This is a genomic window from Variimorphobacter saccharofermentans, assembly GCF_014174405.1.
GTDB lineage: Bacteria > Bacillota > Clostridia > Lachnospirales > Lachnospiraceae > Mobilitalea > Mobilitalea saccharofermentans.
Map to the genome: position 1 here is coordinate 2,839,980 of NZ_JACEGA010000001.1, position 18,132 is coordinate 2,858,111.

Below are 18,132 nucleotides of genomic sequence, written 5' to 3' on the forward strand. Positions count from 1 at the left end.
CATATCAGTTTTTCATACTTGCAGGCATTTCTATGGTATCAAATATATTCTCCGTACCGATATTCACTCCTGCAATCTCCGTCTCCTCAATCTCTTTCTGAAAGCCCAGTAAATGAAACATATTAATCTTCATAGTTCCATTCAGATTTCCGGTCTGAAGGTCATAGGCCAGATCAATCTCTCTTATATTCTTGCGTTCCTCATGCTTATTAATAAAATCAATACATTTTTTTAATCCCTCATAGTTCACCTTAAAATCTATGGACACGATGGAATTATAACCGATAATGGTATTCTCATTGGCCAAGGACTCGGAGACATTATCCAGCGAAGCTGATTGTTCACCTGCTACTAGATTCATCTGCTCTGTCTCAGCGTCAATCGTTTCCTCATTGACATTCTCCTGACCCCTAGTATCCTTATAAATAAATTCTGGATTTGAAAATCCTATTACACTGATATCAATACCGCTTTCCTGCTCTAAATTCTTTATGAACAGAATCGTTTTATCATAACTTGCTCCTGTTCCAAAACGATCCGCTATTGTATTTATCTCGTTTCTCATTGTCTCATTCATCACCTTAGTTTCCTCTAGCTTTGCTTTTTTTGATAACAGCTCGGACTCTATTGCTTCTAGTCTCCCTATCTCTTCCTGTATCTCACTAGTTTGTTCTTCATTTTTTAAATAGATAAAACGATAGGAAGCAAATACAAGTAACATGGCCCCTAATAGCATAAGCAGTCGAATATCCCGATTTGATATTTTTATTTTGGATATACTCATTTATTTTCCCCCTCCCTTTCCGGAGAAGTGTATCTTGCGGTTATTATGTAATCCAAGGTCACCGTGCCTACTTCATCTGTTTTCATGGTGATTTGCTCCGTCCTTACATCCGTAATCAATGGAATGGTGTTTAATTGTAGAAATGTCATGGCTGCCGTATCAATATTATCCATAGACACGTCGATTAACACATCCTGGTCATTACTACGAAATGAATGGATGGTTACTTGAGTGGGTAATTTTTTTTCCAACTCATCAATGAGAGTATTTAATTCCTCCGTCCTGCTATAACAGTTTTCCTCAATTGCTGATATTTCATTTTGAAGCTTCTTTAGCTTTTCATTTTCTTCATAATACGCTTTTACATATTCCATTCCAGCAATGGATTTCTCAAGTCGCCTCTTTTCTGCTCTCGCCTGAGTAATATTCACGGTCGATAGAGTAATTAGTGTCAGGGAAACCGCTACTGCAAAGGCTCCAATTATTATTAGCTCCTTGTGCATGCTTCGCTTTGTTTCCAGTTCCATATATTTCTTCGGTACCAGACCCAGGGGAGCAAATGCAGCACCTATGCATTCAAGATAATCACTTTGTATCGATTTATCTGTCAGCGTATCCTGATAGAAATTCACACATCGTAATGTATTGATAAACTTAATATCTATGTTAATCTCTTTTCGAAATAAATCTTCTATTCCTGTTTTCTTAGCTCCGCTCCCAGCCAGATAAATCGATTCAAAATGTCGATCCTCCTCCTTCGCAGAATAATATTCCATTACGCGAATCAGGTTGCTGATCAGGTATTGAAGCGACTGTGCTTCATCACTTCCTGTACCATAGGCAATTGTACGATGGAGCTTCACAATTCCGTTATTTAATATGTATACATAGGTATTCTTTTCATTGATCTGTACATACAGGTTGGTACCCTTTGTATGAATCTGTCTCTGTATTACCTGAAGGATACTATTGCTAAGATAATCCACAGAAACAATGTTAAGCTTTAGTATTTTCGCTATCTCATAGTAGGGATGAAACAGATTATTATGAACTGCGATAACCAGCAAACGATACTGTTTGTTCTGCATTTTTTCCAGAACAATATAGGATATGACATAATCCGATACGTTAACAGGAAAATAGTCAGAGGCTCCAGCATTTACGTAATCTTGAATGTCCTTTTGCTTCATCATTGGTATAACAATCTCATGACTGGCAATTCTGGAAGAGGAAATTGTGAAAATCACATCCGTCACGTTAATATTGGTTACCTTCAGCATCTCCTTCAATGCCTGTGCCATTCTATCCTTATTCAGAATAAATCCATCCTCCATACAGGCATAAGGTGTATCAAAGGCTTGTGTATAGTAGACCTTTGGATGCTTCCTCTGATAATCCATTACACATAATTTTGTTTTCAGTTCCCCAATTTCAATACTCAATACCCTTTTTCCCATTGGCGCCTCCCTCATCATACCAACGCTTCTATTTGTAATGTAATCCCACCTCCTTAGAGAAACATATCACCCGTTGAAAGAAATTATATGTTTGATAAAGAGGTGGGATTTAACGAAAGGATTAATTTGTTACCGGGCCAATATCAGTTGTTCCTGCAGCTGAACCTATGTAAACTGATAATTTCCCTGTTGATTCCTCATAATCAACATAGAGGGTCCCCGCTTTACCCTTTTTCGACTTGGCTTTTGCTTTGATATCTGCTACCGTATCCATATCACTGTCTAACAGTTTTTTGGCATTTTCCAGCGGCTTGCCTGCACCAATGACATCATCCAAAGGCTTATCATCAATGGTAGACGGTGCACTATCCTTTTCTGCAATCGCCGTCTGAACCGCAGTAAATACCGTATGTACAATCTGTATGTCCTTCGCCTCTCTGGATGCCTCCACATACTTGAATACCTGCGGTGCTATGGTTCCAACCAGTATGGCCATAATCGCCATTACAATAATCAGTTCCACCAGTGAAAAACCTTTGTTGTTCTCCTTCCAGTCCTTCATTCTCATCATCCTTCTCCCTTCATTTATGATTTGATAAAACTTTGCTCTCATTAATAGAACAAAGCCCTTATCCTAATTTGTCAAAGCCCTGGTACATAGTAATCATGGGCTGAAACATGGCGATTAATAGAAACCCGACTACAATCGCTAATACAATAATCATAAAAGGCTCCAGTACCGCTATTAAGGATCCTGTAATGCTTTCCACCTCATCCTCATAATACTCCGCGATTTTATCCAGCATTGAGTCCGTTGTACCGGATTGTTCTCCGATTCTAATCAGATGACTTACCATTGGCGGAAACCGATGAACCGAATCCAGAGTATCCGCTAGTGACACCCCTCGTTCCACTTCCTTGATCGAATCTGTGATTCCCTGTCCGATTATGATGTTACTCATACTTTTTGCTGTAATCTCCAAAGCCATCGTGATCGGTATTCCGGCTGACAGCATTGTACTTAACGTTCTTCCAAACCTTGCTGAAGAGGATTTGATAATCAAATCTCCAATGAGAGGGAGCTTTAATACTGTCCTGCTTAAATACTCATTTCCCTGTTTGGAGCTCTTCAGTAGTTTAAACCCTATAATCAGAACCAATATGAATAATAAGAACACCACCCAATTCTTTGATACAACATGACTTATTTTCAAAACCGCCGTAGTGACAGCAGGCATTTCCACTTCCATCTCATCAAACATACTCATAAAATTCGGTATTACCTTTATCAGCATTAATGCTACAACGATGACAGAGACGAAAAGAACAATTACAGGATAAATTGTTGCTTTTTTTATGACTGCCTTCAATTTTGCTTCCTTTTCAAAATGCTCTGCCATACGAAGTAAGGAGTTCTCAAAGCTGCCCGATATCTCACCTGCTTCCATCATATTGATAAATAAGATTGGAAATATATTGGTATGTGCACTCATTGCCTGTGATAAAGTATCACCTTTCTCAATACTTGCCTTCGTCTTCTTGATTGCCTCTTTTAATAACTTATTCTCCGTATCACTACTAAGCATGTCCATCGCATGTACGATACTCACTCCTGCTGTAAGAATACTGTAAAACTGTCGGCAAAACACTGCCAGGTCCTTGGATTTTACAGCGCTGATAAGATCCAGATTAATATCCTTTGTCAGTACATTCTGTTCAAGCACCTGTATTGGCATCTTTCCTTCTGCTTTCAGAGCCGTAATTAGTTTATCTTCGCTGGCAGCTTCCATTTTTCCTTTTTTCTTTTTCCCACTTTCATCTATATAGATATATTCAAAGGTTGCCACCTGCCATTCCTCCTTATATGCGAATTTAGTATCATATTGCACCTTAATTTTTAACGCTGTCGTAAATGGTAATTTTTGTAAATCAATTTATGGTTCTATTTTAGCTTACATATTTTTCCATGTCAATATGTGGAGTATGTTTTATACAAAAAAAGTTCCTAATTCTATAATTTTGTTAATAATTGGTAACATATATCAATCCCTGTAATTCCTATACCTCTGCTATCGCAATTCGTCTCATTTCAGATAATGATGTAACCCCATCCAACACCTGCTGCCTTGCATTTACATACAAAGTACTCATTCCTTCAGACAATGCAGCCTGATGGATCTCATCTGAGGAGCCTTTTCGATTAATAATACTTCGTATCTTCTGTGTAACCGGCATAATTTCATAAATACCGATTCTGCCCAGATATCCAGTACCATTACAATGAATGCAGCCTTCGGGTTTATATAGCTGCAGTTCCTCAGAATCACATCTAAGATATTCCCTTTCCTCTTTCGTAGCATAGTATCCCTTTTTGCAACCACACAACCTCCTAACCAGGCGCTGTGCGATAACCCCGATGGTTGCATCTCCAATCAAATACGGTTCGATGCCCATATCCACCAATCGGGTAATGCTGCTTGCTGCACTATTCGTATGTAATGTACTTACCACAAGATGACCGGTTATGGATGCCTTAACAGCAATTCCGGCCGTCTCGCTATCTCTTATTTCCCCAATCATGATGATATCCGGATCCTGTCTTAGGATTGCACGTAATGCAGTTGCGAAGGTTAAATCTGCTTTCGTATTCACTTGTACCTGATTGATTCCATCAATATTTGCTTCTACCGGATCTTCAACAGTAATAATATTTACCTCATTTTGATTCAATTCACTTAATACCGTATATAAGGTTGTAGATTTTCCACTTCCTGTAGGGCCTGTTACTAATAACAGCCCATGAGGAGTCTGAAGCAAACGATTGAATTTTATCAGATCACTATCCGTAAGCCCCAACTCTGCTTTATTGCGATTTAACATCCTTGTCTCCGAAAGTCGCATAACAGCCTTTTCACCATAGGAGGTTGGTAGAATGGATACGCGGATATCGAACTCCTTTCGGTCTACCTCTATAGTAATTCGTCCATCCTGGGGCTTCCTTTTTTCCGCTATATCCATTCCTCCAAGAATTTTAATTCTTGCAATGATGGCAGATAATAAAGCGGATTGATAGGCTGCTGCTTCTTTTAATACCCCATCCACACGGTAACGAATTCGAACTCTTCTCTCCAATGCCTCTATATGAATATCACTGGCACGCTGCCTTACTGCTTGCTCAATCATATTTCGTACCAGCTTGACTATGGGAGAACGATTCACCTCCAGTTTATTGTTCTCCTCTAATTCTTCCAACGCATATTGTCTCTTTTCCCATTCCATCGCATAAGAGTCTGCAATCCTTTTATTCTCTGCATTTCCATAATACTTATCAATTGCAGATTTAATGTCACAGGGTGTTGCAATAACCGGTTCAATCTGATAATTTGTCAGGATACTCAAGTCATCAATCGCAACGATATCCATGGGATCCGCCATTGCTACACGAAGTATACTGGGAGTATCCTGATGAAAGGAAAATGGCATAACCACATACTTATCAAGAATTTCCCGTTCTGATATTAGATTGACAACCTTATCCGGGATTTTATATTCTGACAGCGTAACAAACTCTGTATGAAGCTGCTGCGTCAAAGCGCATGCTATTTCTACTTCCGACGTAATACCCATATCAACAAGGGTCTCTCCCAGTTTTTTCCCCTTGTTAAGCTTTTGCTCCTCAAGGGCCTTCTCAAGCTGTTCCGAAGTAACAACTCCGGAATCCAGCAAAATATTGCCCAGTTTTTTCTTTTCCCTAAAGTTTCCCATAAGCCCCTCCAATATGCCTTTTTATAAGGTTAAATTACCTCTCTCCTCAGTTGTATTAACTATATTACATCCAAATATTGTAAATTACAATAGCATTTGTTAATTATTTACAGCATAAATACGTTCACGATCGATATATAAATCTAAAACAGAGTTTCACTTGTAAAATCCTCGAAGCTTGTTGAACAAGCTTTGCTGGTAAATAAATAGCCGGGGTTTTCCCCGGCATATGTATTCTTATAATTCTAATCCAATAAATGAGGACTGCCTGCATAATATCTGCAGGAATATAACTTACCGTTGAAAGAACTTGTTGCTGTATCTTATATGAATCAGGCGAATGTTCAATTCACAAGTGACATACAAAATCAGTAACAGGTACTTTTGTCTGTGTGTGAGGTAAGCTATATCCCTGCTGATAAATTATGCAGCAGCCCTCTTCAAATCCTATCCAATTATTATAAGGTTCCTGTCCCTTTATGTAGTATTTTATTTTCTAAGCCGGGATCCGCTTCAAAGATTTTATCCACTTCCCGGTCTGACAGCTTCTTTACAGCATCCGCAGCTGCCTTCAATATGCTTGCATCCTGGAAGATATCTCCCAGCTTGAATTCCATCTCTCCGCTCTGTCGGATACCGAAGATATCACCGGGCCCTCGTAGCTTAAGATCCTCTCCCGCAATGAAGAAGCCGTCATTTGACTTATTGAGAATTTCAAGTCTTTCCCATGCATCACGACTACTGCTTCCACATACAAAAATGCAATAGGATTGAAACTCTCCACGTCCAACACGTCCTCGAAGCTGATGAAGCTGTGCCAACCCAAAGCGCTCTGCATTCTCTACCATCATAACTGTGGCATTGGGCACATTGACACCAACCTCCACTACCGTTGTAGAGACCAGTACATGGATTTCTCCATTGGCAAAACGCTCCATAACATCATTTTTCTCTTTTGGTTTCATCTTACCATGTAAATACTCTACTACTACCTGGGTAGCAAGTGTTTCTCTTAATCTATCCGTATATTCCATAACATTTTCTGCTTCTATTTCATCACTTTCCTCTACCATAGGGCATATTACATAAGCCTGTCTTCCCTCTGCCACCTGCTTATCAATGAAACGATAGGCATTCGGCCGGTAATTCGTATCTACGACGCAGTTCTTAATGGGTAATCGTTTTGCCGGCAGCTCATCCACAATGGAAATATCTAGATCGCCATAGAGTATGATTGCCAGAGTTCTGGGTATGGGTGTTGCGCTCATTACAAGAACATGGGGATGTCCTCCCTTATTCATTAAGGCTTCTCGTTGCTTTACACCAAATCGGTGCTGCTCGTCCGTAATCACTAAAGCCAGATTGTCATACTCCACCTTCTCCTGAATCAATGCATGGGTTCCAATAATCAAATCCACTGAATGGGACTTTATGGTTTCATATGTCTCCCTCTTCTCTTTCGCAGTCATTGATCCAACTAAAAGACAGGTTCTGATGCCAAAGCTCACAAGCATTTCCGTCAGGGACTTATAATGCTGCTTTGCAAGAACTTCTGTTGGTACCATCATACAAGCCTGATAACCATTCTTGGCCGCCATAAGTAATGCCAAAATGGCAAGTACCGTTTTACCGGAACCAACATCACCCTGAATTAAGCGGTTCATCACAAAATCACCCTGTAAATCATGCTTCACCTCTTGCCATACTCGTAGCTGTGCATTGGTCAATTGATAAGGGAATTGTCTGATCAGCTGATCACATTCCTCACATTCCTGCATCCGATATTCGGAATGCTGTTGTGTTCTTTTCTCTTTCAGTTTCCTAAGTGCCAGAATATACAGGAAAAACTCATCAAACACCAAGCGCTGCCGGGCATTCATCATACTGTCGCGATCCTTCGGAAAATGTACCTCCCTAATAGCCTTGGTACGATCCATCAGTCCATATTCTCTGGTGATTGATTTTGGAATATAATCCTTAGCAAAGGACAGCTCTGACAATATCTGCTTCACTGCCTTTGTTACCATATTATTCGTCAACCCTTCGGTAAGAGGATAGACTGGCTGTAATATCCTTAATAATTTATAATAGCTCTCCTTCTGGTAAATACCCGGTTGCTCCATAACCAGGACTCCATTCTTACGTACCACTTTACCCCGGAATATATAATGATAACCGGAGCGCAAGGATTTCTGTAAGAATGGCATGTTAAACCATGTGAGATACATGGAGGCAGAGGAATCCTTCACCTGTACATTAACTATCTGCAGATTTCGGACCTTTTTTAACTTGGGTGTCATCGCTATTCCTGCTTCAATTGATGCTGTAATCCCCTCTGTCAAAGAAGAAATGGGAACAGGTCTTTCAAATTCCTCATAACCTCTGGGGTAATGTTCCAGCAAATCCTGTACCGTTTCTATTCCCAGCTTATGAAATACCTTCTCTGTCTTATCCCCAATTCCTTTAATTACTTTAATCTTGTCACTCGCTTCCAAAGATCCACCTCCCATAGCATTGCATATCTATATAGGAAAACTTCTGTAATATTATTCATAAGAGTATTCGAATAATCTCATTATAAATCATATAAGTACAATGGAAAAGCAAAAAAATATTATAGCTCACAATGTTACAGTCCACTCAGAGCGGAAATATATCCTTCGCAAAGCCGCTTTCGCTTAATTGTACTTAGTAACGGTATATAAGGCTTCAAGGAGCAGAGCCTAAGTACCGACTAGTACAAATGCTCTGCTATGGATATATTTCCAGCTCTAGATGAACCATTATCTCATTATAAAATTTTTTTAAAAAGAGTATTGACATATCTAAGAAGTAGTTGTATTATTGTATTAACCACTTAGTACATTAATACAGTAATACAACTTTTGAAAGGAGAATTAAAATGCAATGGGATCTTGATAGTGAACGACCTGTTTATATCCAGCTGATTGAACAAATACAAGCAGGAATAATCTCAGGTCAATTTAAACCAGGTGATAAGCTTCCTTCTGTCAGAGATTTAGCAGCGGAAGCAACGGTCAATCCAAATACAATGCAAAAAGCCCTGGCAGAACTCGAAAGAACCGGACTCATTTACACTAATCGAACCAGCGGACGATATATTACCTCGGATGAGACCATGATTAAAAAATTAAAAATGACCTCCGCTAAGGATCTGGTATTTGAGTTTATCGAGAAAATGAAACAGCTTGGAATTGAACCGGATGAAACAGTAACTTTGGTAACTGATTTTGTAAAGAATGAAGAATATAAGCGTTAACGCAGATGGGAGTTAAGTAAAATGAATGCTATTTTAGAGTGTAAATCGCTGACAAAAAGTTTTTCAAATCTCACAGCCCTGAATAATGTTAACCTGACTTTGGAACGGGGTAGGATAATCGGACTCCTGGGTCCAAATGGGAGTGGGAAAACGACTTTAATTAAATTAATTAATGGTCTATTAGTGCCGGATGGTGGCACACTATTGGTTAACGGCTACCAGCCTGGATCAGAAACGAAAAAGATCGTATCTTATCTGCCGGAGAGAACATACCTGCCGGAATGGATGCGGATCTCTGATGCAATTGCATTTTTTCAGGATTTTTATCAGGATTTTGATAAGAAAAGAGCCTATGACATGCTAGATCGCCTTCATTTGGATCCAAGCAAACGTATGAAGACCTTATCAAAAGGAACCAAAGAAAAGGTTCAACTGATTCTTGTCATGAGTCGTAATGCGGATTTATACTGCCTTGACGAACCAATCGGTGGTGTTGACCCTGCTGCCAGAGATTATATCCTGAATACTATATTGTCCAATTACAATGAGAATGCTACTGTTCTCATATCCACACATTTAATCTCTGATATTGAAAAGATATTGGATGAAGTTGTATTTATCAAAGATGGCTTTGTTACTTTGCATTCTTCTGTAGATGATATTCGTGTTAAGGAAGGCAAATCCATCGATACATTGTTCAGGGAGGTATTCAGATGTTAGGTAAACTATTTAAACATGAAATGAAAGCAACAGCAAGATTATTATTGCCTTTGTATGTTGTAATTGTAGTATTAACGATAATGGACCGGATTGTACTTAATCTTGATGTCTTCGAAGGTATTATGTTTTTTATTCCCGGTATGCTTACAACCCTTTATGTCATTTCCCTGATCGCAATTGTAGTCGTAACAATTGTTATGCTGATTATCCGATTTTATAAGAATCTGATTTCAGATGAAGGATATTTGATGTTTACATTACCAGTAAAAACACATCAGTTAATTAATGCGAAAATGTTTGCTTCTACTATATGGATCATAGCCAGTATTGTAGCAGTGTGTACATCAGTATTTGCATTACTGATTACTCCTAACGCCTTTGCCGATATAATAAGAGAACTTCGAAGGATATTCTCCGAAATAATATCGACTTTAGATGCAAATGCCGCTCTATTCTACACAGAGCTTATACTATTAACTCTATTTAGTATCATTAATAATATTTTAAAGGTCTATATGTCCATTGCAATCGGTCAATTGCTTAACAGATATAAAATACTGGGTGGTATCGCTGCCTATATTATCATTAACATTGTACTTCAATTTATTGGCACAATACTCCTAGTAGTCGGTGCTAGTGTATTTGAGAAAAGGATGTATGAGTTTTCTGTATTACCTCAAATAGCAATGCCATTAACGTTATTGTTAGTCATCCTATTAAGTATTATATATTATGTTGTAACACATTTCATCTTCAGTAAGAAGCTTAATCTTGAATAATCGAAAGAACACGCTCCACTACTACCCCTGGTTGTTGAAAAGGCCGCTGCACAATATAAATAACAGAAGGGAGTATGACTTACCATAATACACTGTCGGAAGAACATGTTGCTGTATTTTGTATGAAACAGGTGAATATTTATGTTCACCTGAGACATGCAAAATCAGTAAAATGTACTTCCGTCTGTGTGTGAGGTAAGTCATACTCCCTTCTGTTATGTTATATTATGCAGGGATTGTGAATTACCATAATACACTGTCGGAAGAACATGTTGCTGTATTTTGTATGAAACAGGTGAATATTTATGTTCACCTGAGACATACAAAATCAGTAAAATGTACTTCCGTCTGTGTGTGAGGTAAGTCATACTCCCTTCTGTTATGTTATATTGTGCAGCGGCACTTCATGATTAACGTAATCTTCTATCTTCAAATCGACTCATGGCTTCCAGACAAACGATCAGCTCCTGAATACGCTCCTCCAAAGGACCTTCATCCACCGTACAATCCAAAGAAATCGCCATATCATTAATAATACGGTCATTTATATGTTTCCGGTTGGAGGTCAGAATTTCCAGTTTTTTTCGATATGAGCTTGCATCTAAGAATTGAAGCAACAGATTACTTACTGGATCCATATTATCCTGATGAATATCTTGAGACGACACATTTGTATCAGTTGATGCTGGTATGCCTGAATTCATGGTAGATACTTGCTTCTGCGGATCTGCTTCATGTATATCATCCTTAACTACCGTTAAATCACTTTGATAGCGTTCCTCCATATAAAGCTTCAATGGTTGCACCAGAAAACGGAACTCACCGAATAATTCCTGATATACCACCATTTTTTCTGATGTATGCGTATGAACCGCAATCGTAATTATTTGATAGGGTTTATCCTTTACATAATAGATTTCACCCGGCGCCGGTATTTTATTACTGTCTCCCATTACAATCCTCCCTCAAGTCTGAACATCAGCGAATTAATTACTAATGCATTAAAATATTACTAAATAGAAACACACTCTCTATACTTTTATAACCAGGTCATTTCAATTGAATAAAATAGTGGTTCGCAAAAATACGAACCACTAAAATCATATCACTTATTCTCGAACTTGTAAACTTATTCCACTGAAATAACATAATAATATATTGGTTGACCACCATAATGAACTTCTACATCCAGATCAGGGTAAGCACTCATAATTTCATCTCCAAGCAGATTGGCTTCCTCTTCATTGATATCCTCACCATAATACAGACTGATGAGCTCGGACTCATCATCTGCCAGGCTTTGAATAAGCTCCAGCGTGGTCTCCTTGACATCACTTCCTACGGAAAGTATGGTTTTCTCACCGATTCCCATAATATTACCCTGCTTAATCTCTTTACCATCAATGCTGGTATCTCTTACTGCATAAGTCACCTGACCGGATTTCACTTTTTTCATTTCTTCTGTCATCCTGGCTGCATTTTCTTCCGGTGATTTATCATATACGAAATTAATCACAGCCGTAATACCCTGAGGTATGGTTTTAGAAGGGATAACATAGATATTCTTATCCTCGGTCAGGTGCTTTGCCTGATCTGCTGCAAGAATAATATTCCCATTATTCGGTAAGATAAATATATTATCTGCATTTACTTTGCTAATCGCATTCAGCATATCCTCCGTACTTGGGTTCATGGTCTGACCACCTTTGATGATGTAATCAACACCCAATCCGGTAAATATCTCATCCAGTCCTTCGCCCATGGATACAGCGATAAATCCGACTTTCTTTCTAGGTTTATTTTCAACCGCTTTCTCTTCCTGCTTCTTTTGCTCAGCGGCGGCTTTTTCTGCATCTTTTATAACTTTCTCATTATGCTCTTCCCGCATATTATCAATCTTCATACGGGTTAAGGATCCATACGTCAACGCCTTCTGAATTGCTAATCCGGGGTCATTCGTATGTACGTGAACCTTTACGATATCGTCATCCGAAACAACCACCAAAGAATCACCAATGGATTCCAAATAGGTCTTAAACTCTTCTTCTGTCTTCTGGCTGTATTCCTTTTCCAGCATGATTATAAACTCTGTACAATAACCAAATTTGATATCTTCCGTTGAAATACGTTCAATATTGATACCAGTTGACGGGAGATTATTCGAAGTAATATTGTCAAGGGATACTTCTTTACCAAGTAATGCATCATATGCTCCCTTAACTATTTCTAAGAGTCCCTGTCCTCCTGAATCCACAACACCGGCTTCCTTTAACACCGGTAAAAGTTCCGGAGTATTCTTCAGTACTGTTTCCATATGCGCAATCACTTCTTTTCCGAAATATACCAAATCATCCGTCTCTGATACTAATTGTGCTGCTCGCTCAGCACCACCTCTGGCAACCGTCAGGATCGTTCCTTCCTTAGGTTTCATAACAGCACGATACGCTGTCTCAACAGCCTTCTGAAACGCATTGCTCATAATTGTAACGTTGATTTCCTTATAGTCTTTAATCTCCTTCGTAAATCCACGGAACAACTGTGATAGAATTACTCCTGAATTACCTCTTGCTCCACGAAGAGATCCACCGGAAATAGCTTTTGCTAATTCTTCAATCGAAGGGTCAGAAAGAGCATTCACTTCCTTCACAGCTGACATTATGGTTAGCGTCATATTTGTGCCTGTATCTCCATCTGGTACGGGGAATACATTCAACTCATTTATATATTCCTTTTTTGCTTCGATACTCGAAGCTCCAGCAAGAAACATCTTTTTCAGGGTTTTTGCATCTATCGTCTTAATAACCACTGGTACTTCCTCCTTAAACGTTGTTCATCTCAGAATCAGTCAATTACTCTGACACCTTCAACAAAAATATTGATTTTTTTAACCTCAAGTCCTGAGAATTCTTCAACATTATATTTCACATTGCTGATAAGATTATCAGCTACAGCAGAAATACTAACTCCATAGGAAACGATAATATGCAAGTCGATCGTTATTTTATTATCTTCAATTGATACATTGACACCATGACTTAAGCTTTCACGTTTGAGTAGTTTTACAATACCATCTTTCATGTTAACAGATGCCATTCCTACTACTCCAAAACACTCTACGGCTGATGCACCGGCATATTTAGCGAGTACATCGTTATCAATAACTATATCTCCAATATCTGTATTCATATGTCCTTTCATATTAACCCTCCTATCTATTTAACTATTTCACAGTGGATACTTCTGCTTTGATACCTCTATATTATTATTTGATAAGCAATTATTAATATTCCGATTCATTTTGATTATATTTTGAGATAACCTTCTCGAAACCCGCATAATATATATTACTACGATCAAGGATTGGAAGTGACAATTATGAAGAGAATGATAGGGTTTATTCTTTTTTGGATTGCCATCGGAATGACTATTATGCTTTTCATTACCAACGGAATTCTGGCAATATGTATTATAATTCTATGCCTATTGCTTGGTTATAATTTATTCTGTAATTGAAACATTTGATTCGCCACTTCTGATATTAAGAAATGAAAATGTTTCAAATGATACCATCCATTGTTCTGAAAAAAAGTGGGTGTCAAGATCCCCTGACACCCATCACTTTCCTTATGCGCGTTCTACTTTGCCGGATCTAAGACAGGAAGTACAAACATACATTTTTCTTGCTGCGCCGTTAACATTAACCTTAACGGATTTCACATTAGATTTCCACATCTTATTTGATCTTCTATGAGAATGACTCACAGCGATTCCAAAGTGAGCACCTTTATCACATATTGAACATTTAGCCACCGAAAGCACCTCCTTAGGTATATTGTGAATAAAACATTCACTCATCTACATATAGGACCTATTGACCCTACAAACATAATTATTCTACCAGAATATATTTTATAATGCAAGCAGAATTTTGTCTATAAAATGATGGGTGTTGTTTATATGGTCTCTTCGGTTTGGTTTTTCAGTACTTCCTCCACCTTACTGTCTACATTATCATCCTTCTTTTTTCCCTTACCAAACTTATTGATGATATCAGGTACCATATCAAGTACTTTGGTTACAGTATCCTGATTCTTAATGTTAACCAGCTTGGTTGTACCATCCTGAATTACAAGAACTGAGCTGGGAGTAATCTTACCCCCCATACCACCGCTTGCATTATTCTTTTTCTCACCTGCGAATGCGCCTGCTGCAACTCCAAAACTAACCTCAACTAAAGGTAATATAATTGTTCCATCATCAAATTTTACAGCGTCACCTACCACTGTCTTAGTGGATAAAAAACTGTCCATTCCACGGAATAGTGATTCAACCGTTGCATTAAAATTATTATCTGCCATTTATAACGCCTCCTTTAATAATTGAATATTTTTCTTTAACCGTTTAAATCTAATATCTAACATAAGCTTAATTACTATTATAAGTATTGTAGCTAATCTTATTCTTCCTCTGGCATCATGTTTTCCTTCCAGCCTTGCCTGCTCAAAGTCCGGTGTGATCTGTATCTTATCCCCATAAAAGCTATAAAGTATGGATAACAATCCTAAGACTTGTCCTGTGGAACATGGATCACCTGTTCCGAATACAACTATGGTTTGAAGCTTTCTGGGTAATATATGTTTTAACAGCTTCTTTAAGCTTGCATAGGTTACTTGAAAACCTTCCCGGTTAATCTCATCCTGAATAAATTCATAAATCAAGCTAATCTTATTCTTAATATTACGTACTGATTGAAAGAACTGTATTAGCTTTTCCTTTATGCTTCGAACGAAAGCCATCAGCTTTTCCTTCAAACAGCACAGCTTCTGAATGATTCTTCGGAATATTGGCTGTCTTTTTCTTTTCTTTTTATCTTTCCTTAGATCATCATCATTTAATGCCTTGTCAATTCCTATTATGTCCGATTTGTCTTCATATTTGTGATACTGTTTCTCAGCATCATAATCATCTGCCGTATCTGACAGGAGTTGCTGCGCACGATCGGTCGGTAATTCTGAACTATCCGTGTCTGCATACTGCGTTACAGGTTCTTGTATATTCTTATTGGTTTGATTTCTTTTCTTGGAAGCGTTACGAGCAAAGGCTTTCTTTTTCTTTGCTCTAGTTTTCCTTGGCTTGTCACTATCATAAAATAAGAATCCGAATATTCTGATTTGGATATGGGGTTTTCCTGCATGATGGGTAAACTTCGCATGAATAAAATGCAACAACCAGCTTGCCCTGCCCTCCATATCAAACGCTTCTCCATGTTCCAATGCCACTTTATATCGAATTGGTACCAGCAGGATCAGAAGCAGGGTAAACAGTAATAAACCGAGCAAGCTAAGAAGGAGTATCCCGATTATTTTTAATATCATTAGAATTATATGTAGCATTTACCGTATCTACCGCCCATCTTTTCATGATATAGTTCTAAATCAACGTTCCTTCAATTACCTATCAATACTTTTGACACCCTAATTATACATTAATCCTTATGTAAAGTAGGTTCTTACATCAAAATCTCCTGTCTCACGGTAAACCTCCATAAGCATATCTACCACAAGCTCCAATGCTTCTTCTTTACCTTTCGCAAGTCCGGCAATCCGTATATCGTATTTGCTGTAATGAGGAAATAAGAGCTCATTCGCATCCATAATATCAAATAGATTTCCTGGATTTGAGGCAAATGCGATACAATAAACCCCAAAGGTAGCTTCCCTGTTGTTAATGGAAGCAATTGCTTTTTTCTTACTCTTTCTCATTTTATTTCCAACATAGAGTCTTGAATTCCACAAAATCATAAAAAGCCCTTACCTTTACCAGAATGGTTGTACAAAGTATTCCTTAATGGTAAGTATACCACATTTTACCATCAATAATACAGTCCTATTCATTGATTATTTCATTTATTATTTCATAGCATGCGGATTTTTCATATGCATCTGAACAGCGTTCCACACTATAACGAACATACTCCATTACTTCCTTGTGATTATCAAAGAAAACTGGCATGATGCGTAAGGTATTAGCCATTACAGCACGGTTAATCATCTTGTCATGGGAAGCGAAAAATGCGGACAGTGCTTCTTCCATTTGGCTTGAAGCTGCTGAGATCATCGCTTCATTTACTTTTTCCTCCGAAGGCATTTCATCCAAATCGATAAATAAGCTTTCCGACATTAGCTTCTGTGATCGAAGCAATACCTGTAACAGATGTTCCAGCATAAGGCTCTTCGTTATAGCACAATGCTGATGCTGCACTACATATAGTGCTTCCTCCAATATGTTAAACTCCATTGAAAGGGCTTCCTGAACTCCTTCCAAATCTGTGAACTTGTCTACAAATTCCTTAGACAACTCTTGTTTCTCCATAAGTAAGTAAATGGGATTAATATCCTGAATGATGGATAAAGCTACAGAGCCTGAGTCTTCCATATCGATACCGGAAAAGCCAATATAAGGCGCACATAAGAGAATGACATATATATCATTCACAAGCTCCGCAAGGCTTAAATAAACAGTAGATTCTGTTTCCAGGCTTATGGTTGCCGATTGAATAGCAAGTATTGCCTGGTCATATTGTTCCTTGGAGATATCCTGATATTTCAACCGGGATAAGAACTCTTTTTTCTCCCACAATGCAGGATAACAGGTATCCATTCCTTCTCCCTCATATAGCATGGTGGAGGTTCTTAACATATAAAGATAGGAATCAAAGGAAGATTGATCCGCTCCAAGATAGGTCTGCATACTTTGATTTAATAAATCAAAATACTTTTGCCTCGTAATCCGTATCGGTAGTTGTCCTATTATCTCTCTTATCTTATCATTAATAATCACATTATCCTCGGAATCAAAAATATATCTTAGAATATCTCTCGCAAATTCCTCCCCCTCTACAGGAAGTAAATTGTCCCTAAACCGATATTCCACACGATTCAGTACATATTCATAGGTTTCAAATACATCCGTATAAGCGGTTAATAAATCCATTCGCTTCATTATTTCTTTCCGAAGGGTATCCACCTCACGAATTGCCCCTTCCCTGTTATGTCCACTGGTGCGTGTGAGAATATTGCTTTCAATCAATTTATTAAGACGAATAACAATATCCTGTATATCCTTACTCCAGCTATATTCATCGTCACAATATGCCTCATATAGCGTAAAATAATTCAAGGCCAAACGGACCATAGCCATTGTATGATAATCATCCGCCAAACGATTCAATAATTGAGGAATATTCTCCTCTAATTGTATTCCGCTGCGAATATTTTGATTCATTTTCCTGATATTAATATTCATGTGACATATACCATCCTATTCTATTCAATCCTTATGCTAGTA

17 protein-coding genes are annotated in these 18,132 nt (G+C 38.1%); 3 read left to right on the forward strand and 14 right to left on the reverse strand.

From position 1 onward, the window contains the following. Positions 1-4 precede the first annotated feature (4 nt). The 6 genes from H0486_RS12445 to recG all read right to left on the reverse strand — a co-directional run bounded on the left by H0486_RS12445 (position 5) and on the right by recG (position 8,516). Positions 5-784: a hypothetical protein gene (locus H0486_RS12445; protein WP_228353301.1), complete on the reverse strand. Its 780-nt coding sequence runs from the start codon at positions 782-784 to the stop codon at positions 5-7. After that, positions 781-2,241: a type IV pilus biogenesis protein PilM gene (pilM, locus tag H0486_RS12450; protein WP_228353302.1), complete on the reverse strand. Its 1,461-nt coding sequence runs from the start codon at positions 2,239-2,241 to the stop codon at positions 781-783. Before pilM ends, H0486_RS12445 begins: the two co-directional genes overlap by 4 nt. Positions 2,242-2,362: 121 nt before the next feature. Then, complete coding sequence (locus H0486_RS12455; protein ID WP_228353303.1) at positions 2,363-2,812, reverse strand: type II secretion system protein; 450 nt, start codon at positions 2,810-2,812, stop codon at positions 2,363-2,365. Positions 2,813-2,870: 58 nt separating this feature from the next. Further along, entirely contained in the window at positions 2,871-4,088 is a 1,218-nt protein-coding gene (locus H0486_RS12460; protein WP_228353304.1) for a type II secretion system F family protein, read from the reverse strand. Positions 4,089-4,299: 211 nt separating this feature from the next. Beyond that, entirely contained in the window at positions 4,300-6,006 is a 1,707-nt protein-coding gene (locus H0486_RS12465) for a GspE/PulE family protein (protein WP_228353305.1), read from the reverse strand. A gap of 458 nt (positions 6,007-6,464) precedes the next feature. Beyond that, positions 6,465-8,516: an ATP-dependent DNA helicase RecG gene (gene recG, locus H0486_RS12470; RefSeq protein WP_408647605.1), complete on the reverse strand. Its 2,052-nt coding sequence runs from the start codon at positions 8,514-8,516 to the stop codon at positions 6,465-6,467. 392 nt (positions 8,517-8,908) lie between these two features. Here recG and H0486_RS12475 point away from each other — a divergent pair, with 392 nt between their 5' ends. The 3 genes from H0486_RS12475 to H0486_RS12485 are packed head-to-tail and all read left to right on the forward strand — an operon-like array spanning position 8,909 to position 10,785. Continuing rightward, entirely contained in the window at positions 8,909-9,286 is a 378-nt protein-coding gene (locus tag H0486_RS12475) for a GntR family transcriptional regulator (protein WP_228353307.1), read from the forward strand. A 21-nt stretch (positions 9,287-9,307) separates the two neighbouring features. Continuing rightward, on the forward strand, positions 9,308-10,006 hold the full coding sequence (locus tag H0486_RS12480; RefSeq protein WP_228353308.1) for an ABC transporter ATP-binding protein: 699 nt from the start codon (positions 9,308-9,310) through the stop codon (positions 10,004-10,006). Further along, the gene (locus H0486_RS12485) at positions 10,000-10,785 is read left to right on the forward strand and encodes a hypothetical protein (protein ID WP_228353309.1); all 786 of its coding nucleotides are present in this window, start codon (positions 10,000-10,002) and stop codon (positions 10,783-10,785) included. Before H0486_RS12480 ends, H0486_RS12485 begins: the two co-directional genes overlap by 7 nt. 410 nt (positions 10,786-11,195) lie before the next feature. On the opposite strand, the gene H0486_RS12490 is transcribed toward H0486_RS12485, so the two are convergent. The 8 genes from H0486_RS12490 to H0486_RS12525 all read right to left on the reverse strand — a co-directional run bounded on the left by H0486_RS12490 (position 11,196) and on the right by H0486_RS12525 (position 18,090). Continuing rightward, positions 11,196-11,738 carry a DUF1653 domain-containing protein gene (locus tag H0486_RS12490; RefSeq protein ID WP_228353310.1) on the reverse strand — a complete coding sequence of 181 codons (543 nt, stop codon included), beginning with the start codon at positions 11,736-11,738 and terminating at the stop codon, positions 11,196-11,198. A 176-nt stretch (positions 11,739-11,914) separates the two neighbouring features. After that, on the reverse strand, positions 11,915-13,591 hold the full coding sequence (locus H0486_RS12495) for a DAK2 domain-containing protein (RefSeq protein ID WP_228353311.1): 1,677 nt from the start codon (positions 13,589-13,591) through the stop codon (positions 11,915-11,917). A 35-nt stretch (positions 13,592-13,626) separates the two neighbouring features. Beyond that, positions 13,627-13,983, reverse strand: a complete 357-nt coding sequence (locus H0486_RS12500; protein WP_228353312.1) for an Asp23/Gls24 family envelope stress response protein — start codon at positions 13,981-13,983, stop codon at positions 13,627-13,629. 426 nt (positions 13,984-14,409) lie between these two features. Beyond that, complete coding sequence (rpmB, locus tag H0486_RS12505) at positions 14,410-14,595, reverse strand: 50S ribosomal protein L28 (RefSeq protein ID WP_228353313.1); 186 nt, start codon at positions 14,593-14,595, stop codon at positions 14,410-14,412. Between the two features lie 143 nt (positions 14,596-14,738). After that, positions 14,739-15,143, reverse strand: a complete 405-nt coding sequence (locus H0486_RS12510; protein WP_228353314.1) for a GerW family sporulation protein — start codon at positions 15,141-15,143, stop codon at positions 14,739-14,741. Further along, a complete protein-coding gene (locus H0486_RS12515) occupies positions 15,144-16,178 on the reverse strand; it encodes a DUF2953 domain-containing protein (protein ID WP_228353315.1) in 1,035 nt (344 codons plus the stop codon). A gap of 99 nt (positions 16,179-16,277) precedes the next feature. Next, on the reverse strand, positions 16,278-16,547 hold the full coding sequence (locus tag H0486_RS12520) for a hypothetical protein (protein WP_228353316.1): 270 nt from the start codon (positions 16,545-16,547) through the stop codon (positions 16,278-16,280). Between the two features lie 124 nt (positions 16,548-16,671). Then, positions 16,672-18,090 carry a hypothetical protein gene (locus tag H0486_RS12525; RefSeq protein ID WP_228353317.1) on the reverse strand — a complete coding sequence of 473 codons (1,419 nt, stop codon included), beginning with the start codon at positions 18,088-18,090 and terminating at the stop codon, positions 16,672-16,674. Between the last annotated feature and the right edge of the window lie 42 nt (positions 18,091-18,132).